This window comes from Pseudomonas sp. WS 5412 (assembly GCF_012985615.1).
In the GTDB taxonomy this organism is placed as follows: domain Bacteria; phylum Pseudomonadota; class Gammaproteobacteria; order Pseudomonadales; family Pseudomonadaceae; genus Aquipseudomonas; species Aquipseudomonas shahriarae.
This window is the reverse complement of record NZ_JAARMB010000002.1, coordinates 220630-241725: the sequence shown is the minus strand read 5'-3', so window position 1 is coordinate 241725 and position 21096 is coordinate 220630. Positions and strand designations below refer to the sequence as shown.

Here is a 21096-nt window from a genome sequence, read left to right as displayed (position 1 = left end):
GCCGTTATAGCCGAAGCCCGTTACTGGTCACGGATTGTGTTGAATAACTTAAACAGCTCGCTATCTGTTTTGATGCCCAGCTTGCGGTACGCCGATTGCTTTTGCGTACTAATGGTGTTGGCGCTACGGGAGAACTTATCAGCAATGTCATTGACGGATAAACCGTTGAGGAAGCAGCGAAGTACCTCTTGCTCTTTGGGGGACAGTGAGGTGTGTTGAATGAGACTGACTTTGTTCTCCCTATGTATTGAAGCGCTTACAGGCCGTGAACCCAAGTAGTTCGCTACTTCGACAGCCATGGAGGTATGCAGATAGCTTTGGCCCTTTGCAACTTTGCGGATAGCCATCGCGAGTTCGTCCAGTTCCTGACTTTTTCCATAAAATCCCGAACTCCCGTTCTGCATGGCCAGCGCCACAGTTGCAGGCGTGTAGTGCGAGGAAAGTACCAGAACCTTACACGCGGTATGGCGTAACTTGATCATTCTGATCAAATTGATCCCATCAATGTCCGTCTCGCCCAAGTTGAAGTCGATGAGCACGACATCAACCGGCTGCATCGCCATGGCTGCCAACAATTCCTTGCTCGAATCAAAGCTGCCGATTACTCGAATATCAGGTTCTGACTCCAGCCAGGCCGTTATCCCATACCGGACAATTTTGTGGTCATCTACCAGCATCACGGTATAGGGTGGGAATCGATTACTGATCATCGAAGCTCCATGCATATGTCGGTGAATCATCTCAGTGCTTCCAGTGCAGTGTGAACAGGTGATAGAGCACGGTAAGCCCACCTGAATGTCCATCCCTTAAACTCTATCGTATGCGCGTCTAGAGAAATCTCTATTCCTAAAAACTTAGAGAATTCTCGATGTTCGTCAGGTGGGCATTGCGACAAAGTATTTCCGCAGGCAGGTCAGGCAAGTGCCCGGCCTTGTGCTCCCGGCTGCATGGTGCACGCCGGAAATTTACTCGCATTGTTCAAGGTGTTATATGAAAAAAAGTACTCTATCCGCTGCCATTGCCGTTGCATTCTCCGCCATTGTTGCTTTGCCGGCATCCGCCACCGACGGTGTTATTAACTTCAGCGGTCTGGTGACCGATGTGACTTGCACGATTGAAGGTGTTGCCCCGGGTAGTGGCGCTGTCGTGAAGGATGTCGAACTCGACGGCATTGCCGCTTCGCGTCTGGCGGCGGCAGGTGACCGTGCCAACCTCACCGGTTTCACCATTCGTGTTGGTGCTCCTGGTGAGGCGGCATGCACCAACGGTCGTACTGCACTCGTAGCGTTCGACCCGACGAGCCCGGCGATTGATGTCGCAACCGGTCGCTTGAATGTCGACGGTTGGGATGACCCGGCCGATACCACCAACGCCAAGAACGTACAAATTGAAGTGACTAAGCAGGATGGCACACCGATTAACGTTTACAGCGAAAAGTCCGATGGTGTGGTGATCGCTGATAACCAAGCCATCATCCCGTTGGCGGCCCAGTACTACGCAACGGGCGCTGCGACCCAGGGTGCCATCGCTTCCCGTGTGGGCTTTGTCGTCGAATATACCGAATAAGGCTGTTACGGGGGCGCCAATGCACCCTCCGTCGGACCCACAGCACCATCGTGGGTCCGTTCTCCACGCAAGAGTTACCTTCCATGAACAATCTAGTCCGTTTTTTCCTCGTTATCAGCGTCTGCGCCACGGCTTCTTTGCATGCCACGGTTAGCTATGCCTCGGTGATCATTCAGGGGACCCGAGTGATTTATCCGGCCGAGCAGCAGGAAGTGGTAGTGCGCCTGGAAAGCAAAGGGGCACGCCCCTCACTTATCCAGGCTTGGCTGGATGACGGCGATAAATCTGTGACGCCGACCACCGCGCAAGCACCGTTCAGTGTGGTGCCGCCGATTTTCCGCATTGAGCCCAAAACGCAACAGGCACTACGCTTGCGGTACACGGGGGAACCATTACCCGCCGATCGCGAAAGCCTGTACTGGTTGAATGTGATGGAGATTCAGCCCAAGACTGTCGGGGCTGATGGTAGAAATCTTATCGAACTGTCTTTTCGCACACGGTTACGGGTTTACTTCCGCCCCTCTGGGCTGCCCTATGCGCGTAGCGATGCCGCGAAGAAACTGTCCTGGACATTAGTGGCCTATCAGGGCGGGTATGCGCTTGAGGTGTTGAACCGCACGCCTTATCACCTTCCGATGTCCTCGGTCGAACTGCTGACTGAAAGCAAGCAAAAGTATCGAATAGCGAAGCCCTTACAGCCCAATGACAACTTGTTATTACCATCGGGAGATATCAAGCGATTCATGCTGCCAGGCTTACAGAGCAAACCCTCCGGGCCCCTGAGGGTCGAGTTCACCGAAACGAATGACTTTGGCGCAAAGATCAAACATTCGATCGACCTGCAATCTTGAAGTCAAGGGAGGAGTGCGAATTATGAATGGCTCTGCAGTGAACCGTACCTGTGCGTCGGTCATTTTGCCTCTGCTAATGGCTTTCCTGAGCGTGGCCATCGCTTTGCCTACCCACGCTGGCGTTGTCGTCAGCGGCACCCGGGTTGTCTACAAAGCCAATCAGAAAGACGTGAGCATCTGGCTCAAAAACAACAATGACAAGCCAGCGTTGGTGCAAATCTGGATGGACGGAGGGGACGAGAATGCGTCTCCGGAAAACGCTCGGGTGCCTTTTGTCGCGATGCCGCCGATTTTTCGTCTGGAGCCCAACAAGCAGCAGGTAGTCCGCTTGGTATATACCGGCGAGGCGTTACCGAGCGATAAGGAGAGCCTGTTCTGGTTCAACGTGTTGGAAGTTCCTCCGAAAGCACAGAGTAATGAAGCCGAAAACCAGCTGCAATTTGCTTTTCGCAGTCGTCTGAAACTGTTCTTTCGCCCTGAAGGCCTACCCTATGACGTTGGTCAGGCACCGGGCAAGTTGCGTTGGCAACTGGTGAACCGCGAACAAGGCCCCGCTTTGCAAGTGCATAACCCTACGCCCTACAACGTGAATTTCGATTCAGTGGTGCTGGTGGCAGCCGACAAGCGATACGTCAAACCCGAAGGGCAGGTGAGTTCGGACAATATGGTCGGCCCAGGCGCGAGCAATCTATTCGCCCTGCCAGATCTTAAGTCGCTGCCGGGTGCCGATGCGCAGGTTGAGTTCAAGGTCATTGACGACATTGGCTCGGTGAGCACTCACACACAGAAGATTTCGCGCTAGCGGGCTGATTAGACGTCCCGCCCCTTCAAGTCCTTCACTCCTGACATCTACACGTCTCGGCGTAGTAGCGGGTTCGGCTTGCCGATTTTCCGCGCTGCACAAGATTTGGAGCGCTCGTAATGAGATCGAAAATGCACTGTTCATCCAACTTCTCACGTTTAAGGTTACGACGCCTGTTCACGGCTATCCATGGCATTTTGTTACTGGGTGGGGGAAATGCGGCATTGGCGTCCGAGGTTGAGCAAGTCGAATTCAATCCGGCGTTCTTCCCGAGTGGGGGCGCGGCTGGGCAGTTTGACATTTCACGGTTCAACGCCGGCAATGTGGTTTTGCCCGGCACTTATCGTTCAGAAATTTATATCAATGGCAGTTGGACTGGTCGCGAGGAGTTGGTGTTTGCCACGGTCGCGGATCGACCCAGCGCTCAACTGTGTCTGGATCGGGCGTTGATGATCAAGCTGGGGATCGATATTGATGGTGTCCAGCAGAAAGCAATGCAGGCAGGGGCCAGCGTTCCGCCTTCCCTGCCCGCGAAGCAGGTCTGCGAGGAAATAGGTACCTATGTTCCGGGCGCGAGCATTCAGTTTGATGCCGGCGAGGGCAAGCTGGAGGTACAGGTTCCTCAGTTGTATCTGTCGCGCAATGCACGAGGTTATGTCAGCCCCGAACATTGGGACGAGAGCACCAATGTCGGGTTTGCCCGATATAGCGCCAATACCTATTCCAACCACAACAACGGACGCGCTTCGACCTCCAGTTACTTGGGGTTGAATACTGGGCTCAATGTGGGCGAGTGGAATTTTCGCCACAACGGGTCATACAGCAGTAATCAAACCAGTTCGGGTTATCAGAAAAGCGCTACCTATGTCCAGCGCGGCCTTGCAACGCTGCAATCTCAACTGATGGGGGGCGAGATTTATACCACCGGCGAGTTTTTTGACAGTGTGCGCCTTCGTGGCCTGACCTTGGCCACCGACGACCGCATGATGCCGGATACCATGACGGGGTTCGCTCCGATCGTACGCGGTGTCGCCGAGACCAACGCCCGGGTGACTGTGCGCCAGCGTGGCATCTTGATCAATGAAGTGACGGTGCCACCAGGGCCGTTCGTGCTGGAGGATCTTTTCCCAACCGGCTACGGCGGTGACCTGGATGTGACGATTACCGAGGCGGATGGGCGCCGCCGGCAATTCATTGTGCCTTTTGCGTCTAATGCCAATCTGCTGCGTCCTGGCTACCAACGCTATTCGTTGAGTGTGGGGGTGATGGATGAGCTAGGCATGACCAGTAAGCCCTGGTTGATGCAGGGCACCTATCAGCGCGGGCTGAGTAACCTGATCACTGGGTACGCGGGCGCCAATGCCTCGGAGGGCTACCAGTCGCAGCTTATCGGTACGGCGTTCAACACTCCTCTGGGCGCACTCTCTTTTGACGTGACCGCCTCGCAGGCAGAGGTGCCGGTGATCGGCGCGATGGAAGGGCAAAGCCTGCAAGTGCGTTACAACAAAAGCTTCGCTGAGACAGGAACCAACTTTGCCTTGGGGGCATTTCGTTACTCCACTGCGGGCTTTCTTGGGGCCCGTGACGCCGCGCAGCTGCGCGAGTACGCCCGTGACGGACGAGACTTGAGCACTATCGGTCGTTTGCGTGAGCGTTTTGACGTAAGCCTGAGTCAGAACCTGAGTCAGGGGTCGCTTTTTTTGACCGGTTCTTCTCAGCATTACTGGAACCGCGGCAACAGCAACCTCTCGTTCACAGCCGGCTACAGCGGCGCCTGGAACCAGGTGAATTACACCCTGAGCGCCCAGCGCAGTCGTGACTTGCTGACGGATCAAACGAGCAACCAGATTGATTTGACGTTCAGCATACCGTTGGGAAGTGCGTCGCGCGCGCCCACATTGTCGACAACCCTGAGCCGTAGCGACCAGTTGAACAGTGCGCGTACCGGTATCAGCGGCTCATTAGGTGAGCGCAATCAAATCAACTATGGCGCTTCGACCAGTTACTCCCAAGGGGTTGAGGCAAGCACCAGGAACTCTAGCGTCGATCTGACCTATCGCGGCCAATATGCTGAAACCTCCGGTAGCTACAGTCAGGGCAGCGGTTATCGCTCGACCAGTCTAGGCATATCCGGCGGTGTGGTTGCTCACTCCGGGGGGGTCACCTTGGCGCCAGACCTTGGCGACACGTTCGGCATCGTCCATGCGCCTGGCGCAGAAGGGGCCTGGGTAGGCAGCGGCGGCAATGCAAGAATCGGTAAAGACGGGTATGCGGTGGTGCCCTATCTGATCCCCTATCGCAGCAACTCCGTTGAGCTTGATCCCAAAGACATGTCTCACGATGTGGAACTCAAAACAGCGTCGCAGAACGTAGCACCTCATGCCGGTTCTGCAGTGCTGATGGAGTTCGCTACCTCAACCGGACGCGCCCTGTTGATCAACGCGGTGCAGGCCGATGGCAACCCTGTGCCCTTTGGTGCGGATGTATTTGACGAGCTTGGCGCAAGCGTGGGTGTGGTAGGGCAGTCTGGAAAGATGTTTGTTCGGACTAGTCATGAAAGGGGTGAGTTGACTGTACGTTGGAGTGAGGGGGGGAGCGGCTTGTGTCGCATACCGTTTGATTTCGCTGATGTTCAGGCTGAAACGACCAAGAAAAGCTTGAGGCAGATTAGCGGTGTTTGCAGGGGCGGGGCTTGAACGTGACTGAACATATCCTTTCAGTGTATGGGCGAGCACCTAAGATCCACTCGTCTAACGACAGAGATACGGGAATGAATACAAATAAAAGGCTACGCTTGATAGAAGATGGTAACGCTCACTTGAGACAGCAGTTGAACGTTTGTGGTAAAAAGTTAGCTAGCGTAAGCCGACGTAAGTCTTGCGCCGGCATTATGGGTCTATTGATGTTTATGGGGGGGGAGGGTGCTTATGCCCTTGATTGCGTCCCGACCAATGTTAAGTATCCGGAATGGCTGCATGTTGTTAAATCGTCGACTATAAGTTGGACGGTTGCCAAAGGTAATCAAATTGGTACGATATTCTCCCAGGTTTCCGACCCTTTCTTATTTACCGGCTGTCCCTTGAATTTGCGAACCGCTTCCTTGTGGGCCCGCCCTGTGAAAGTGCCTGTCGCTACTTGGAAGGGGCATGGTGTTTACCCTACCGGAGTAAAAGGTATCGGTTATGCTCTCACCGGAAAGGAATACGGGGTGGGTGATGAAATATTGATGACGCAGAACCCTTCAAGTCCCGGACATAAATTATGGTCAGCAGCTTTTTCGCAGGGATTTGGATTGCTTACCCATGTGATATTTATTGCAACTGAGGACCTTTCATCGGGAATCTACGATATTCCTCGGCAGGTCGCCCTCACAGTGCGTTCGCGTAGTTATGCAGCGACTTCAATCGATGGGTCGCCAGGTGCAACGAGTAACATTATTATTAACCCCTTCAGGCTCACTATCAATGCGGCAACTTGTAATCTAGCGACCAGCGATACCAATCGCACAATAAAACTTGATCCACTCAAACGTGCTGATTTTGTCGGCCAGGTAGCCGGGAAGAAAAACTTTGAGATTACGGCCAATTGCTCAGGGGCCTCGAATGTGACCTTCAGGTTCAGTGGAAACCCTGCGCCTAGCGATGTATGGCGGTTTGCCAATACTGGAACGGCCAGCGGTATCAATCTCTGGTTGTACTCACGCATTGGCGGTACGGAGCAGACCATCACGGCTAACGCTGACAGCAATGCACGTACGGTGCCTGTCTCTGCCGGTAGAGCGGTGTTACCGTTGGGCGCAGGCTATTACAATACAGGTGGGGGGGCGGTTAAAACAGGCACCCTGGCGAGCACAGTAACAGTGAATATTACTTATAATTGAACAGTTTTTATTGTAGTCGGCTCGTCCTCGCTGAAGATAGTATCGCTTAGATGGCGGGTGTTTAATCTTGGAGAAATAGTATGAAAGTATCACTGTCTTGCCTGGTGCTTGCGGCATCCGTTGGCTTTATGGGGGGCGCACAAGCGGCGACTACGGGAACCTTGAGATTTGAAGGGCTTATTATACCGGGTACTTGTAGCCTTGCTGCGGGTGATGAAAACCGGAGTATCACGCTTGATCCGGTGCGCGTCGCTGATATCAATGCTGATACCGTAGGTAATAAAGAGTTTGAATTGACAGCGGACTGTGATGCAGGGGTGAGTAATGTGATATTCCAATTTACCGGAACGCCTGCTATTGATGGCTGGCGTTTCGCCAATACCGGGACAGCTACAGGGGTTGGTCTTTGGCTGTACTCTCGTATCGGCGGCAGTTGGATTACGATTACGGCTAACAGCGCTAATAACCAGCGTACTGTTCCAGTGGTTTCTGAAAGGGCGGTATTACCTCTAGGAGCCGCTTATTTTAAAGTGAGTGCGGATCCCGTGACTGTTGGTACGTTGGTGAGTACGGTGACCGTCAATATTACCTACAACTGAACCAACCTCTAGATAGTCATCAAAAAGGCCGCTTTCGCGGCCTTTAGATTTACACCTTATGCAGTGAAACTTTGGTGACGCGCCGTTCCTCAATTTCAATAATTTTTATTTTCAAGCCTTGGTGTATTAAGCTCCCCCCAATCATTGGCAAACGCCTCAGCATGCTCATGAGCATCCACGCCAGCGTACGGTAGTCATCCGTGCTGTTGACATGGAACCCAGTCTTGTCTCGAGCCTAGCGCAGGTTCACTGCAGCATTCACCAAGAAACCACATCCTTGGCTAGAATGTCCGACCCTTCGGTTTCACTGGCGTCAGGTAACTCACCTGCGATCGACTCCAGAACATCGGCCATGGGCAGCATTCCGAGAAACTCGCCGAACTCATTGATGACAAACGCGATGTGCGTGGATTCTTTGCGCGTCTGCTCGAGTGCATTGAGACTTGGTTAAACACTTCGATCAGGATAGAGAATCCTATCGCCGCATAGAGATAGCCCTTGGGTATATGGAAACTCAGGCCCTCGGCGGTCAGGCTGAACCGATCATCATCGGAAAGCCCAGGCATAGCATGATGACGGTAGGGTGGCCATTGACAAATTTAGTCAGCGGCCTGCTCGCCACAATCATCAGGCCAATGGAGAAGATGACGGCAATCATCATGATCGACAGTTCTTCGACCATGCCTGCTGCGGTAATCACTGCGTCGAGGGAGAGCACCGCATCCAGCACCACGATTTGCGCCGCGATGGGCTAGAAAAATGCGTAAGTCGTGTTGCCAGAGCGCTCGGCGACATGTCCTTCGAGACGTTCGTGCAATTCCATGCTTGCCTTGAATAACAGGAATACACCACCGAACAGCCTGATCAGGTCCCTTCCCGAAAACGACTTATCGAATACCTCTAACAGGGGGGGCGTCAGCGTCACCATCCAGGAGATGCTTGCCAGCAGGCCCAGACGCATCAAAAGGGCTAAGGACAAGCCGATCACCCGCGCGCGATCGCATTATTCGGTTGGGAGTTTGTCCGTGAGGATGGCAATGAAGACCAGGTTATCAATGCCTAATACGAGCCCCAGAACGATCAGAGTCAGTAGGCCAAACCACGCTGTTGGATCAGTAATCCATTCCATAGAGCTTGTTTTATTTCTTGAGAGGGTAGGGAGCAAGCGGGCCTGAAGGCCTCGCGAAGTGGAGTGCGAAGGCTATTTATTGCGTAAATGGAATGTGGACGCAGTGATGGCTGTGCAGTTTAGCTTTAGAGCACCCGCTCAAGAAATGATCTTAAGCCAGGTAGGTTACGGGCGGTGGAGCAAAAAACAGGGGCAATTATCGCCTTGGCCTACCTCAGGTTAGGTTGGCTGTAAAGAAAAAATAACAACAAAGGCTAAATTTTGAGACCAAACTGACGATGCAGTACATAACTATAAAATGGGAGCATCGCCATGAATCTTCAAAAGTTGTCTGCTGTTGCAAGTTTCGCTCTTCTCATGCTCAACGCCTCTCCAGTGCTGGCCGCGCCTGCCGAAGGCGTCATCAGTTTCAAGGGACGGATCTTTGGTGCTGCCTGCGATCCGTCAAACACGTCTGGAGCCGTGATGGCGCTCAAACGCTGCCCAGCAATAAGTCGGAGCAATATTATCAATGTACGCTCCGTCGGCAGTGGAAGTGGCCTTGAGCAAGCGGCACACAAGGCAACCTTGCTGCACGATAGTGGCACAGGCGGTAAGTATTACGATCAGCACTATTTGCTGGTCAATCAGGCTGGAGAGCCGCTTCGTTCGGGGGCGTATCTGGTGACCTTCATCTCGCAGTGAGTTGGTAAAAAACTTGATCCGTTGCCACGCTTGGCTTCGTCGCAACGGATCAATTCCCTGAAAGGACAGTCAGCCTCTGGGGAGGGTTGCTGGCTGTAGAAGCTGCTTGAAAACGATAAGCGTCGCATACTGTGAAAGTTCATGTGTTCTTTGAGACAAGTCGTATATAACAAAAAAATCAGATTGCGTATAAGTTAGGCTTGATATCGCACGGTGAGAGCCATTAATGATTAAAGTGGTGATTCAGGGGGTTTTGTATTCACAGGTTATTATATTTTCGAGCCTCGCCAATGATAGCGGCTCTTTCGGTGTTACTGGCCAATTTACAGTGCGCGCTGGCAACGTCGAGTCTTGTCCGTCGCCTTTAGATATCAAAAATAAAGATGGAGTCTTCACGGCGCCCGCCAATACCCAACGTGCGAGATGGGCGGGAGTTATAGTTGATGGTGACTTCGATTATGTTGTGAAGTTTGAAAAAGCGATGTTTTTTTTACTGGAAACTAAACCCTTCAAGCAAGGGCTTCTAAATAGCTGCGTATACATGACCTTCGCTGGAAAGCAACTTGATCTGCGGCTTGACTTTGAAAGGCCAAACAAAAGCCTGATGAGGCTGGGGGAGAGCTCCTGGAGACATTCGCAAGAGTTCTCGTCACCGTCGGTTGTTGAGTGCAGCGATCAGTTTCGAGATGCTTGTAGATTCTCTTTGTTGCCTAGCAACGCCAAGACCGAATCTTAAGATCAAATTGCGTTGTCTCCTTCATGGGGAGTTACTTCTGTTTGGTCGGTGATGGCTTGTGCAACCATTACACTCAGTAGGCCCGACTTTTAAGAAGAGTATTAGATCAGGTCGAGACGTTTACACTTGGTCATTGCCGGATACTGATTGACCGGCAATGATCAGTATTGATAGTGAACCTCAGCCCTCTATGCTGAGAAACCGCCATCAATCGTCAGGCTGGCCCCGGTGATGTAGCCCGCCTCGGGCCCGACCAAGTAAGAGACAAATCCAGCGATCTCTTCAGCCTTGCCATAGCGCTGCAGGGCCATCAGCGCTTGCAGCTGGCTTGCGCCTTCGCCGTCGGCGGGGTTCATCTCGGTATCGACGGGGCCTGGCTGTACGTTGTTGACGGTAATGTGGCGCGGACCAAGGTCACGGGCCATACCCTTTGTCAGGCCAACCAATGCCGATTTACTCATCGCATAGATCGTACCGCCTGCCATGGGTACCCGATCCGCATTCACGCTGCCAATATTGATGATGCGTCCGCCGTCGTTCATGTGTCGGGCGGCTTCCTGGCAGGCCACGAACACACTGCGCACGTTAACGGCCAACGTTCGGTCCAGCTCCTCCAGCGTCAGCTCCTCCAGTGGCGCCCACGATAGAACCCCGGCATTGTTGACCAGAATATCCAGCGCGCCAAAGTGCTCCACGGTCTGGCGAATCGCAGCCTGTACGGCGGCCGCATCATTGCTGTCGGCTTGGATGGCAATCGCCTTGCCGCCGGCGGCAGTAATGTGGGTAACGGTTTTTTCGGCTTGTTGTACTGAGGAGGCATAAGTAAAAGCAACGGCAGCCCCTTCCTGAGCGAGGCGCTCGACTATAGCGGCGCCGATTCCACGGGAGCCGCCTTGAACAAAGGCTACTTTTCCTTTAAGGCTATCTTTATGATTCATGGGTTACTCGCTTTGAAGTACTCAAAATGTAGGGGCAGGCGTCGTCAAGTTTCAGGTCAGCCCATTCATGCGAAGATTTATCATTGTCAGGCCGCTCAAGGTCTCAAGTCTAGTGCTGCCGAGGCGGTCTGATTATGCTCTTGTTTCTGATCGGTATAGCAACTTCGGAAAGCTACGGCCCCGTTATTTTTTTCCGTTCAAAAACTCCACTACAAGTGGTTTGACCAAGGAGGGGCATTCTTCCATCAACCAGTGACCGCAGCCGTTCAGGACGTGGCCTTGTACGTTTGTGGCATATTCATTCATTTGATCGATCTGGGTTTGACCCAGCCCACCCCGTCCACTGCCGGACACAGCCAGCAGCGGCATATTTAGCTTGCCTTTAGTCAACAGCGCTTCGTTTTGTTGTACCGAGGCCGGAAGGGCTCGGTAATACTCGAATGCAGCGTGGAGCGTGTGAGGTTTTGAGTAAGACTTCGCGTACAGATCCAGCATTTTTTCAGTAAATGCTTCGGGTTTTTCTGCATGCTTTTTGATGAAGTGAGAAAAGAAAACCTTTTCATTGCCCGAAATCAGCGTCTCGGGAAGTGCGCCGTCCGCTGAGAAGAAGCTGAAGTGCCAGGCGGTGGATTCTCCCTGCGGCGTATAGGCTGGGAAACCGTAAATTCTCGAGTCCGGGATTACCGCTTCGAGGTAGGCGACCTGGGAAATATCTTTCTGATGCTGCGATAGCATCGGATAGGTTGCCCAAATACCGATGTCATGCGCGACGAGTTTGAACGGTGCATCCGGGCTGAAACGCTTGGCGAAGGCGTAGATGTAAGGGGAGACGTCCTCACCGGTATAGGTGGTTTTGAGCGGTTCGGACAAGCCCAGACCTGGAAGATCCACGGCAATGACGGTGTGGGTCTTTGCCAGTTGCGGCATAAGATCGTTCCATTCGTACCAGGATTGAGCAAAACCATGAACCATTAAGATCACCGGGCCGCTGCCGCCTGCGACATAGTGCATTTTTATACCGTTGACTTCTTCGAAGCCACTTTTAAAACCCTGCGGAATCGGGAACTCATCGGTCGCCATCACCGAGAATGAACACATTGCACCGCAGGTCAGAGTCGCTAGATATTTCATCGGGCCAGTCATGTTTGTCTCTTTGGTCGGGGAAGCAGCAAAAGTGTGCCCCAGCCTGCGCCATTGTCTCTGCGCTGGGGGCGGGGGTAAGGGCTCAGGCCGAAAAGCCGCCGTCGATGCTCAGGCTTGCGCCGGTGATATAGCCGGCTTCAGGGCCGGCCAGGAAGGCTACAAAGCTTGCGATCTCGTGATCTTTGCCGTAACGGCCAAGAGCCATGAGTTTTTTCAGCTGGCTGGCGGTCTCGCTATTTTCCGGATTCATATCGGTATCCACCGGGCCTGGCTGCACGTTGTTGACCGTGATGCTACGTGGGCCCAAGTCGCGCGCCAGGCCTTTGGTGAAGCCGACGACAGACGCCTTGCTCATGGCATAGACCGCGCCGCCGGCAATGGGAATGCGCTCGGCATTGATACTGCCGATATTGATCATGCGTCCACCCGCACGCATATGACGTGCCGCTTCCTGGCTGGCGATAATCACGCTACGTACGTTGATGGCCAGGGTGCGGTCGATCTCGTCCAGCGTCAGTTCTTCCAGCGGTCCCCAGGGCAGAATGCCGGCGTTGTTAACCAGGATATCCAGGCCTCCGAAGTGCTCCGTAGCCCTGCGTATGGCCAGTTGCAATTGTTGCGGGTCGGCGCTGTCGGCACGGATGGCAATGACGCAGCCGCCATCCCCGGTAACCTCGCTGACCAGTCGCTCTGCGTCACGCTGTGCTGCGTTATAGGTGAATGCAACAGTAGCCCCCTCACTGGCGAGGCGCCTGACAATGGCTGCGCCGATGCCGCGAGAGCCGCCTTGCACGAACGCGATTTTTTCTTTGAGGTTTTTCGTCGGCTTCATCTGTGTTCGCTCGCTATGGAGTTGAAATTCATTTTCATCAAGTTGAACAAGACTAAGCCATTGCCGCATACTGATTAAGTCCCTTAAATTCCATTCTTTAAGTTCTGATAGGAAGCAATCGCCATGCAGAAAAACCAGTTTCTCGAGATCCGCAATTTTGTCACTGTGGCCCAGGCCGGCAGTTTCACCTTGGCGGCACAGGCGTTGGGAATGACTGGTTCGGCCTTGAGCAAGAGCATCATGCGCCTGGAGGCACGCCTGGGTACCAAGCTGCTACACCGCACCACCCGGCGGGTTAGCTTGACCAACGATGGCGACTCTTACCTGTGCGATTGCCAGAACGCCATGGCGATACTGGATCAGGCCGAAAGCCGGCTGGGCAGCGAGCAGCGCCTGCCTGCTGGCCGGGTGCGGATTGACTTGCCTTCGGCATTCGGCCGCCGGTATGTCCTGCCGGCATTGCTGGACCTCGTGCGGCAGTACCCGCAGCTTGATCTGTCGGTAACCTTCAGCGATCGCCCGGTGGATTTGCTGGCTGACGGGATCGATCTGGCCGTGCGGGTAGGAGCACTGGATGACAACGTGGATCTTGTCGCGCGCCGCCTAGGCGAGCAGCGTCGGGTTATCTGCGGTTCGCCGGCTTATTTCGCTCACCGAGGGCTCCCGCAGGCAAGAGAAGAGCTAGCGCAGCATGCCTGCATCACGGGGTGGCCCATGACGCTGCGCCATAGCTGGCTGCTGAGCAACCCGGACGGTACCACCGAGGCGTTTGAGATTCCTGTACGTCACGAAATAGGGGATTGCGAAGCCATACTGGCCGCCGCGCTGGCCGGAAGCGGGCTGGCCCAGATGCCTACTTGGCTGGTGGAGGAACACCTCGAATCCGGGGCGCTGCTTTCCGTGCTGGACGACCAGGCAGGCGATGGCGTACCGATCCATGCAATCTGGATCAAGACCCGGTACATCCAGCCGAAATTGCGTGTGGTTATTGACGAACTTCTTCGTTTGGCACAGGCACCTGGCAGCAGGTTTCGGGCGGGTTGAGGTTGTGGGTATCGTAAAGCGATGAAGCGCTTCGCGCAGCAGCCAGAAACCGATTGGCAGTCCACGCTCTCAAGATCGAAGCGGCCATACCAGCAAGGGGGGCTGAATGTTCGTGTCTTGTAACCCTGGATAGCCTTCGTCAAGTGCAACAATAAAAACGTTCATGTTTGTATGTTGTTCGTGGGATGGCTTGGGATTTGGCTTCGGTATGTAATCGAGAGTCTGTCTGTGCATGTTCGCGGCTATCTGGGAATTGAGAGAGGGCTTATGGGGGGGATTATAAGTTCGCACGACTTGTTATGTGCGTTCGCTGTCAATGAGTTCTCTGAGAAACTTATGCTTGTGGACAATATAGTCGCTCATGGCATTGGGAAATATGACGTAATCCAGATTGGATGCACAGCTGCAGGTGCGCCGACTTTTTGACTCGGTCTGAACTCGTATGGTGCCGGTCACATTGAATAGGTTGTCTCGCCTAGCGCTTCCCGGAAGCGCTTTTCACTATAGCTGTGCGCGTGACAGCTGCATTGTAAATAAAGAAATTTTTACATGGTGCCTTGTTGTTTTTACCTTCACCAAAAAGTGTCTTACCGGTTTTTTGGGGGGGGGTATTTTTGTTGATGGTTAGCAACGTTGGTGTCGATACGAGTGTTCGAGACTTATTGTTCTGGCTGAATATTTATCGGTTTTAACAAAAAGCTATTGGTGTTTATGTATTGTTCGTGGTATGGCATGCGGTGGTTTAAGTTGCAGGTGTAATCGTATGCCTGACTTTGCCTGCCCATGGTGCATTGGGGGGATTGAGACAGGTCTTATTGCTGGCAGGGGTGGGTTGGTCTATAAATTCTACAACTTATTTTCTGCTTCCCGCAGTTGATGGGTTAACTGAATATCCAACAGATGTAGTAGAGGTAGTTATGCTAAAGACAAAAGCACAGCGTGTTTTGTGCGGTTTGACAGTTTTATCTGCGGTCTCATTTTCCGGTCTGGTGTCGGCTTCTACAGTCAATATTGCTGTTAGAGGAACCATCAGTCCGGTTGCCTGTTTGCCTGTACTCACCGGTGGGGGCATTATTGACTACGGCACCATCCACCCTACTACCTTGCACGCAACCGATTTCACAGTATTGCCCGAGCTGTCGGTAGATCTGGCCATCACTTGTGACGCGCCTGCGAAAGTCGCCTTGCGGTCATCCAACCAACGCCTCGGCACCATGGCAGGTGTTACAGAAAGTGGTAACGGCGTAGCAATGATGCCAGTAACCGTCTTTGGCGCCGCTGATGTGGGTGGTGTTGGCCTTGGTCTGTCGGGTGAGAAAAAAGTCGGTGGCGTTGCCTTTACGATAGATGAAGCCAGCGTTCTTTTGGATGGTGCTGCCGGTCATGTCATCGGGAAGACATACGGCGACCCAGTCTGGATTGACACCCCAAGGCACGCTGATCTTTTTGACAAGCAATGGACTCGTATGGTGAGTTTTGCCGATACCGGCGACACTACTCCAGCGGAGTTCACGGTCGCAACGGCAACCGTGAAAGCACAGGCATATCTCAATAAAAAATCCGAGTTGGATCTTACGGGCCCAGTTGCATTGAACGGGCTGGTTCGCCTGGAATTGGTTTATCTTTAATTATGGCGATTGCTGTTTAATTTGAAAGCCAAACTATGCACTTGAGTATTGAGTGAGCATCTTGATGCTCAAGTGTTAAGCTTTTCAGTTCTAGATGTGGCATATGATGAGATACCTAAATTTTGCGTTAGCGCCGCTGGTGCTAGCGTGCACCCTTGCGAATGTTCATGCGGCGGGCATGCAGCCTCAAGCTTCTGTTGTAGTTATTGAAGAAGCCGACGGGGAGGGTTCTGTAGATATCAAGAATACCGACCCACATACGTCGATTCTATTGACAGCTATTGAAAACATACCGGAGGATACTGACGACTTGCTGGCGATTCTACCTCCCATGGCGAGAGTTGATGCCGGGAAAACACAAAGAATACGGTTTGTTTTAACAAGTAAAACGCCCCTCACAACAGAGCGCCTTAAGCGTGTCACATTTGAAGGAGTACCGCCAAAGTCGGCGGACGACTCAAAAGTCAGAGTGACTTTTATTCAGAATCTGCCCCTGATTATCCGCCCGGCAGGGCTGGAGAAAGATCTGACTCCATGGAAAAATCTGAAGTGGACGCTGGGTCAGAACGGACTTGAGGTCAAGAACCCTTCGCCGTATGTCGTGCGCTTGGGGCAGGGCGTTCAAACTATTCCAGATAACACCAGTTGGCTGCTGCCTAAAGCGTATATTTTGCCAGGCGAAAGTATAAAGGTAGCGCTTAAAGATAAAAGCAACAGCGGCGAGCGAAAATACGTGCGTATCTCTCCTGCTACAACCTGGGGATTTACCGTAGATAGCTATGACGCCCCTGTAACTGCCCAATAGGTGTGTAAATTGTCAGCTGTTCATAGTCCGTTTACTTTGGCTTTTATTTTGGCAACTTTAACCGGTAGTTTGCTTTCTGCTGCCAAAATACAAGCAGCGGAAACGGAGTTAAGTTCAAACGGGATTGAGTTTGATCCGGAGCCACTAAGAATGCGTGGGTTAGATCCTGCATTGGCTGAGTTTTTTCGCCATGCGCCTCGTTTTATGCCGGGTGAATCCAATGTGGAGTTGTCTGTAAATGGCGTCAAACGCGGCCAGGTGAAAGTGCGCTTCGATGCCAGCGGTGATTTGTGCGCCGATCAGGGTTTTCTGAAAGCGGCTGGGCTGCTTGTCGAGGCTGGTAAGCGCGATGAAAGTTCCTGCTTCGATCTGACAGATGCCTGGGCACAAACCGAAGTGCTACTGCACCCCGCTGAACAACGGGTCGACCTGGTCGTTCCGGCAGAAGCTGTTGATAAATCGATTTCATCTTCCACTGACTGGAAGCATGGTGGCGTTGCCGGCATGCTTAATTATGACGCGCAATATCTGGACTCTTCAGGCGCTTCTGCAGGCGTCACGTTTATGCAGGTCAGCAGCGAAGGCGGGCTGAATGTCGACGATTGGATTCTGCGCAGCCGACAAACATTCTCGCGTTTCAATGGTGTCGATACGCTAAGGCATCAAGCTGCGTATGCCCAACGTAGCTTTACAGGTACCAAGCAGGTTTTTCAGGCTGGCCAGATCAATCTTTCAAACTCGATGTTCAGCACCGGCCAGGTCATGGGGCTACAGGTGTTCCCGGAAGCAGCATTGCAAAGCGACCTTGGCGGCCCGGCTTTGGTCGAGGGTGTTGCCGACAGCCAGTCGGTAGTTGAAGTGCGTCAAGCCGGGGTGCTTGTATACAGCACTACAGTACCGGCTGGACCGTTCAAGCTCAGTGGCTTGTCGCTACTCAATACGCGTATGGATCTAGAGGTCACACTGACTGCCAGCAATGGTGAAAAACGCCAATTTATCGTACCTGCATCGGCATTGCTTCGACGGGGGCACACCGTGGCTCCTGGATTGTCATTTGGATTGGGAAAACTGGAGCAGGAAGGCAGCAGCCTCGAACCTTTGGTTGCGACCGTGGCGAAAGGATGGGTGCTGAATCCCCGTAATGTCTTGCAGGCGGGTGTACTGAAATCATCTACCTACCAGGCCGGTGGCGTTGCATTGGACTCTCAGATATGGGATCGCAGCATACTTTCCCTGCAAGGAATCGTTGCGCAGGATTTAACTCATGACAGTAAGGGGGGGACAGTCAACGCGGCCCTGAGCTATCGAATGAGCGAACGATTGGGTTTCAGTATAAATGCCAGCCAGCAAAGTGCCGGTTTCCGGGAGCTTAGCGATAGCTTGCAGCGCGATAGCGTGTATGCCGGATTGAGCCGTAGCAGCACACAACTCGGTGCCGGTGTGGATTGGTCGACACAGGATTTCGGTAACTTCTCGCTCTCCCGGTCTCAATCGCGTGAGGCCGATGGTTATGACACCGTCTATGTTCGTGGATCATGGAGCAAGCAGTTTGGGCGAGTATATCTAAGCGCAAGTCTTGAGCAGGACAGTGGTACTTCAATCAGCCCGGAAGATAAACGTTTTTATTTAACGCTTAACTTTCCTCTGGGCAACGACGCAAACGTCAATAGTTATTTCAATCATGGTACCAGTAACAGTCGCGCGGGTGTCCGTTACAGTGATCGCTCAGGCCGAGACCGTGGCTGGAGTCTGTCTAGCGATCGGGACTTTCATAACGATATCGTCTCCAATAGCGGTAGTCTTGATATGCTGACACCTATTAGCCAACTGAGCGGCAGCCTGACTCAGGACTCCAATAACTACACCAGTTGGTCTGCGCGCAGCAGCGGCTCATTAGTTGCCCATGATGGTGGCCTATCTTTTGCGCCATACCGGGTTGGCGATACCTTTGGTGTGGCCAGGGTTGGTGAAGAGGCTGGTGTCAAACTGGAAACGCCATCTGGCCCTACTTGGACAGATAAAAATGGATACGCAGTATTGCCGTCGCTGAATGGCTTCAGGCGGTCTATTGTGCAAGTGGACACTCGAAGCCTGTCGCGCAATGTCGATATCGGAAACGCCTGGTATGAGGCGGAGCCAGCTCGCGGCTCTGTCAACTACGTCGAATTCGATGTATTGCGTACTCGCCGTGTATTGGTCGATCTCCAGGACTCTAAGGGCCAGCCTATGCAAAAAGGGGCCGCAGTATTCGATCGTGACGGTAATTTCATCACCGTTGTGGGTGAGAAGGGGCGAGTTTTCATTCCAGACGCCAGCACCGCCTTGAGCTTCGATGTTCAGGACTCCAGCAAGAAATTTTGCTCATTTACGCTCAAGCTCGCAGAGAAAGCAGACAGTGATGAGATCTATGAAACTACAAGTGCACACTGTCGCTAGAAGGACACACAAATGAAAACTCTAGTCGTTGTGCTTGCAACAGTATTGGGCGCTCATCAAGTGGCGCAGGCTCAGTCCGTTCTTCCCGGAGGAACAAAGGATTTTCCTACACTGCCAGTGGATTCACGTTGTAATTTGTCAGTTGGGAGCAGCGTTGTCGACTATGGCAGCAGGTCTCGTGCGCAGTTGCAACGCTCGGTGTTGACCCCCGGCGATCTGGCTTTCGAGAAACGCACGATCACACTCAATGTCACTTGCCCCTACACGCAGCCTATACGCTTGACCCTTAGAGGCGAGCGAAGCAAGAACGGTACCACGCGTTTTGGAGACCATGGAGGTGTGGCCATTCGTTTATTTGATGCGCAAATGGACGGCCAGAGTGTTCTTCTTACTAAATCAAAAACAGAAGGCGTTTCACGTGCAGGGGTTGCAGATTCCTTGATGCTTCAGCCCGGCGATACTTTTTCCGGATTCACCGAAGGTTCTTGGGCGGAAGGCAAGGCCTTTACTGTAAATCTGGAAATCGAACCGGCGCTACCCGAGGAGGAGACCCGTGTTTCCGCAATGCGGACGAGTAAAGCTACAATTACAATGGACCTGGTGAACTAGACCTGTTCCTTTACTCCCCCAACCCCGATCTCGACGGGCTCAGAATCACCAGCCGGAGTGGCTCACAATCACTGGAATGGGTGGTTCACAACCGGTGAATGAGTGGTCACTGTCACTGGACTACACATAATCATCGCCGATGAAACGATGATTGCCAGTCACTTGCGCCTCTTTGATCGAGGTCAGGTCAGTTTTGACTGGCAGCTTTACATCCCGCTCATCGAACGCAAGCCGGGAGCGCTTCGCAGTGGCGCTCTGTTTGCGTATCTGCCGAAGCCGTTGCTGCTTCTCAAGCGCGGCCTGAGACGTCACAGCAATGGTGACTGAGTCATGACGCAGGTACTGGCTGCTGTTCCCATCGCCGGGCTCGATGCCGTGTTGGTGGCGGTGGTACTTGAATCAGGCAGCTTGAGCGCCGACCACATCCTGAATGTTCTGGCTCGACTGACATCGACAGCAGCCCCTCCGTCCGCTGAAACTAGCCTTCAACTCAAGATAGCACCTGTCGCCAATACGGCACGCTACGACCGGCTCCTTACCACCGATGAGGAGACTCGCAATGCGTGATCTTATGGCGAAACTCAAAGAACTGCGTCTGCATGGCCAGCGCCTGGGAAGGACTGGCTTCGCAAGGAGAATCCTCAACGACCTCGTCGAAATGGCTGCTTGAGCATCTTTTCCAACAAGAACATGCGGATCGGGCGGTGCGTTCAGTGAACCACCAGATGAACATGGCCAAACTCCCCATGCATCGTGATTTGGCCGGCTTCGATTTCAGCGCTTCTAGCGCAGACGCCCGTCTGGTCAAGGATCTGTCCAACCAGTTCACAAATACCGCGCAGAATGTCGTGTTCATCGGCGGGCCTGGAACAGGCAAAACACACCTGGCCACCGCCTTGGCCGTGTCCGGGATCACGACGCATAACAAGCGGGTGCGCTTCTACTCCACGGTGGGTCTGGTCAATTTTTTGGAACGTGAAAAATACGACTGCAAGACGGGCCGAATCGCTCAAGGGCTACTTTGGACAGACCAGGTGATACTTGATGAGCTGGTGTATTTACCCTTCAGCCAGAGCGGTGGTGCCCTGCTATTTCACCTGTTGTCCAAGCAGTACGAGCACATCAGCGCGGTCATCACCACCAACCTTAGTCTCTCGGAATGGTCGAGTGTGTTTGGCTACGCCAAGACGACCACTGCATTGCTGGATCGGCTGACGCACCACTGCCGCATCGTCGAAATGGGCAACGAGTCCTACCGCTTGCAACAAAGCAGCCTGGCCGCCCTGACAAAGATTAAATCACGTGAACGAAAGCGCAAGGACGATGATGGTACAGAGGACGATGAGACATTCTGATCTTAACCGGAAAAACCCTGCCGCATGCCTGCATGCGGCGGGGCTTAATGCATCTGTCA

The 21096-nt window shown here is 53.2% G+C and carries 18 protein-coding genes and 2 pseudogenes; 15 read left to right on the top strand and 5 right to left on the bottom strand.

The features are described from left to right. Positions 1-20 precede the first annotated feature (20 nt). Positions 21-710, bottom strand: a complete 690-nt coding sequence (locus HBR94_RS04075; protein WP_262383351.1) for a response regulator transcription factor — start codon at positions 708-710, stop codon at positions 21-23. A 280-nt stretch (positions 711-990) separates the two neighbouring features. On the opposite strand from HBR94_RS04075, the gene HBR94_RS04070 reads away from it, so the two are divergent. The 6 genes from HBR94_RS04070 (at position 991) to HBR94_RS04045 (ending at position 7698) form a co-directional block, all read left to right on the top strand. Next, complete coding sequence (locus tag HBR94_RS04070) at positions 991-1566, top strand: fimbrial protein (RefSeq protein ID WP_170044206.1); 576 nt, start codon at positions 991-993, stop codon at positions 1564-1566. 83 nt (positions 1567-1649) lie between these two features. Then, positions 1650-2417: a fimbria/pilus periplasmic chaperone gene (locus HBR94_RS04065; RefSeq protein WP_170044205.1), complete on the top strand. Its 768-nt coding sequence runs from the start codon at positions 1650-1652 to the stop codon at positions 2415-2417. A gap of 22 nt (positions 2418-2439) precedes the next feature. After that, complete coding sequence (locus HBR94_RS04060) at positions 2440-3219, top strand: fimbria/pilus periplasmic chaperone (RefSeq protein ID WP_170044204.1); 780 nt, start codon at positions 2440-2442, stop codon at positions 3217-3219. Positions 3220-3350: 131 nt separating this feature from the next. Next, a complete protein-coding gene (locus HBR94_RS04055) occupies positions 3351-5915 on the top strand; it encodes a fimbria/pilus outer membrane usher protein (RefSeq protein WP_170044203.1) in 2565 nt (854 codons plus the stop codon). 74 nt (positions 5916-5989) lie between these two features. Continuing rightward, positions 5990-7099, top strand: a complete 1110-nt coding sequence (locus HBR94_RS28530; protein ID WP_262383350.1) for a fimbrial protein — start codon at positions 5990-5992, stop codon at positions 7097-7099. 80 nt (positions 7100-7179) lie between these two features. Further along, on the top strand, positions 7180-7698 hold the full coding sequence (locus tag HBR94_RS04045; protein WP_170044202.1) for a fimbrial protein: 519 nt from the start codon (positions 7180-7182) through the stop codon (positions 7696-7698). 49 nt (positions 7699-7747) lie between these two features. Here HBR94_RS04045 and HBR94_RS28455 read toward each other — a convergent pair. Then, a pseudogene (locus HBR94_RS28455) lies at positions 7748-8827 on the bottom strand (transporter associated domain-containing protein). A 312-nt stretch (positions 8828-9139) separates the two neighbouring features. Between HBR94_RS28455 and HBR94_RS04030 the strand changes: the two are divergent. Together HBR94_RS04030 and HBR94_RS04025 are read left to right on the top strand one after the other, a co-directional pair. After that, entirely contained in the window at positions 9140-9511 is a 372-nt protein-coding gene (locus HBR94_RS04030; protein ID WP_170044201.1) for a type 1 fimbrial protein, read from the top strand. A gap of 226 nt (positions 9512-9737) precedes the next feature. Then, entirely contained in the window at positions 9738-10247 is a 510-nt protein-coding gene (locus tag HBR94_RS04025) for a DUF3757 domain-containing protein (RefSeq protein ID WP_170044200.1), read from the top strand. A 188-nt stretch (positions 10248-10435) separates the two neighbouring features. On the opposite strand, the gene HBR94_RS04020 is transcribed toward HBR94_RS04025, so the two are convergent. The 3 genes from HBR94_RS04020 to HBR94_RS04010 all read right to left on the bottom strand — a co-directional run bounded on the left by HBR94_RS04020 (position 10436) and on the right by HBR94_RS04010 (position 13160). Further along, positions 10436-11185 (bottom strand): 3-oxoacyl-ACP reductase family protein, encoded by a 750-nt coding sequence (locus tag HBR94_RS04020; RefSeq protein ID WP_170044199.1) that lies wholly within the window; start codon positions 11183-11185, stop codon positions 10436-10438. Between the two features lie 183 nt (positions 11186-11368). Further along, positions 11369-12328 (bottom strand): alpha/beta hydrolase, encoded by a 960-nt coding sequence (locus tag HBR94_RS04015; RefSeq protein WP_275942094.1) that lies wholly within the window; start codon positions 12326-12328, stop codon positions 11369-11371. 82 nt (positions 12329-12410) lie between these two features. Further along, positions 12411-13160 carry a 3-oxoacyl-ACP reductase family protein gene (locus tag HBR94_RS04010; RefSeq protein ID WP_170044300.1) on the bottom strand — a complete coding sequence of 250 codons (750 nt, stop codon included), beginning with the start codon at positions 13158-13160 and terminating at the stop codon, positions 12411-12413. Positions 13161-13283: 123 nt separating this feature from the next. On the opposite strand from HBR94_RS04010, the gene HBR94_RS04005 reads away from it, so the two are divergent. The 7 genes and pseudogenes from HBR94_RS04005 to istB all read left to right on the top strand — a co-directional run bounded on the left by HBR94_RS04005 (position 13284) and on the right by istB (position 21037). Then, positions 13284-14204 (top strand): LysR family transcriptional regulator, encoded by a 921-nt coding sequence (locus tag HBR94_RS04005; protein ID WP_170044198.1) that lies wholly within the window; start codon positions 13284-13286, stop codon positions 14202-14204. 917 nt (positions 14205-15121) lie between these two features. Beyond that, positions 15122-15832, top strand: coding sequence for a DUF1120 domain-containing protein (locus HBR94_RS04000; protein WP_170044197.1), 711 nt, complete (start codon positions 15122-15124; stop codon positions 15830-15832). A 103-nt stretch (positions 15833-15935) separates the two neighbouring features. Next, positions 15936-16637: a fimbria/pilus chaperone family protein gene (locus HBR94_RS03995; RefSeq protein ID WP_262383349.1), complete on the top strand. Its 702-nt coding sequence runs from the start codon at positions 15936-15938 to the stop codon at positions 16635-16637. Positions 16638-16646: 9 nt separating this feature from the next. After that, a complete protein-coding gene (locus HBR94_RS03990) occupies positions 16647-19073 on the top strand; it encodes a fimbria/pilus outer membrane usher protein (protein ID WP_178112780.1) in 2427 nt (808 codons plus the stop codon). Between the two features lie 12 nt (positions 19074-19085). Continuing rightward, positions 19086-19682 (top strand): hypothetical protein, encoded by a 597-nt coding sequence (locus HBR94_RS03985; RefSeq protein WP_170044195.1) that lies wholly within the window; start codon positions 19086-19088, stop codon positions 19680-19682. Between the two features lie 126 nt (positions 19683-19808). Beyond that, positions 19809-20249, top strand: a pseudogene (locus HBR94_RS03980) (IS21 family transposase); the annotation flags it as partial. A 32-nt stretch (positions 20250-20281) separates the two neighbouring features. After that, a complete protein-coding gene (gene istB, locus HBR94_RS03975; protein ID WP_222931997.1) occupies positions 20282-21037 on the top strand; it encodes an IS21-like element helper ATPase IstB in 756 nt (251 codons plus the stop codon). Positions 21038-21096: the final 59 nt, after the last annotated feature.

What these genes read in the sequence shown, in the direction of transcription:
- HBR94_RS04020 (WP_170044199.1), bottom strand. Translation starts at nt 11,185, where the DNA reads ATGAATCATAAAGATAGCCTTAAAGGAAAAGTAGCCTTTGTTCAAGGC.
- HBR94_RS04015 (WP_275942094.1), bottom strand. Translation starts at nt 12,328, where the DNA reads ATGACTGGCCCGATGAAATATCTAGCGACTCTGACCTGCGGTGCAATG.
- HBR94_RS03985 (WP_170044195.1), top strand. Translation starts at nt 19,086, where the DNA reads ATGAAAACTCTAGTCGTTGTGCTTGCAACAGTATTGGGCGCTCATCAA.
- HBR94_RS04070 (WP_170044206.1), top strand. Translation starts at nt 991, where the DNA reads ATGAAAAAAAGTACTCTATCCGCTGCCATTGCCGTTGCATTCTCCGCC.
- HBR94_RS04000 (WP_170044197.1), top strand. Translation starts at nt 15,122, where the DNA reads ATGCTAAAGACAAAAGCACAGCGTGTTTTGTGCGGTTTGACAGTTTTA.
- HBR94_RS04060 (WP_170044204.1), top strand. Translation starts at nt 2,440, where the DNA reads ATGAATGGCTCTGCAGTGAACCGTACCTGTGCGTCGGTCATTTTGCCT.
- HBR94_RS04025 (WP_170044200.1), top strand. Translation starts at nt 9,738, where the DNA reads ATGATTAAAGTGGTGATTCAGGGGGTTTTGTATTCACAGGTTATTATA.
- HBR94_RS04045 (WP_170044202.1), top strand. Translation starts at nt 7,180, where the DNA reads ATGAAAGTATCACTGTCTTGCCTGGTGCTTGCGGCATCCGTTGGCTTT.
- HBR94_RS28530 (WP_262383350.1), top strand. Translation starts at nt 5,990, where the DNA reads ATGAATACAAATAAAAGGCTACGCTTGATAGAAGATGGTAACGCTCAC.
- HBR94_RS03995 (WP_262383349.1), top strand. Translation starts at nt 15,936, where the DNA reads ATGATGAGATACCTAAATTTTGCGTTAGCGCCGCTGGTGCTAGCGTGC.
- HBR94_RS04010 (WP_170044300.1), bottom strand. Translation starts at nt 13,160, where the DNA reads ATGAAGCCGACGAAAAACCTCAAAGAAAAAATCGCGTTCGTGCAAGGC.
- HBR94_RS04005 (WP_170044198.1), top strand. Translation starts at nt 13,284, where the DNA reads ATGCAGAAAAACCAGTTTCTCGAGATCCGCAATTTTGTCACTGTGGCC.
- HBR94_RS04030 (WP_170044201.1), top strand. Translation starts at nt 9,140, where the DNA reads ATGAATCTTCAAAAGTTGTCTGCTGTTGCAAGTTTCGCTCTTCTCATG.
- istB (WP_222931997.1), top strand. Translation starts at nt 20,282, where the DNA reads ATGGCCAGCGCCTGGGAAGGACTGGCTTCGCAAGGAGAATCCTCAACG.
- HBR94_RS04065 (WP_170044205.1), top strand. Translation starts at nt 1,650, where the DNA reads ATGAACAATCTAGTCCGTTTTTTCCTCGTTATCAGCGTCTGCGCCACG.
- HBR94_RS04055 (WP_170044203.1), top strand. Translation starts at nt 3,351, where the DNA reads ATGCACTGTTCATCCAACTTCTCACGTTTAAGGTTACGACGCCTGTTC.
- HBR94_RS04075 (WP_262383351.1), bottom strand. Translation starts at nt 710, where the DNA reads ATGATCAGTAATCGATTCCCACCCTATACCGTGATGCTGGTAGATGAC.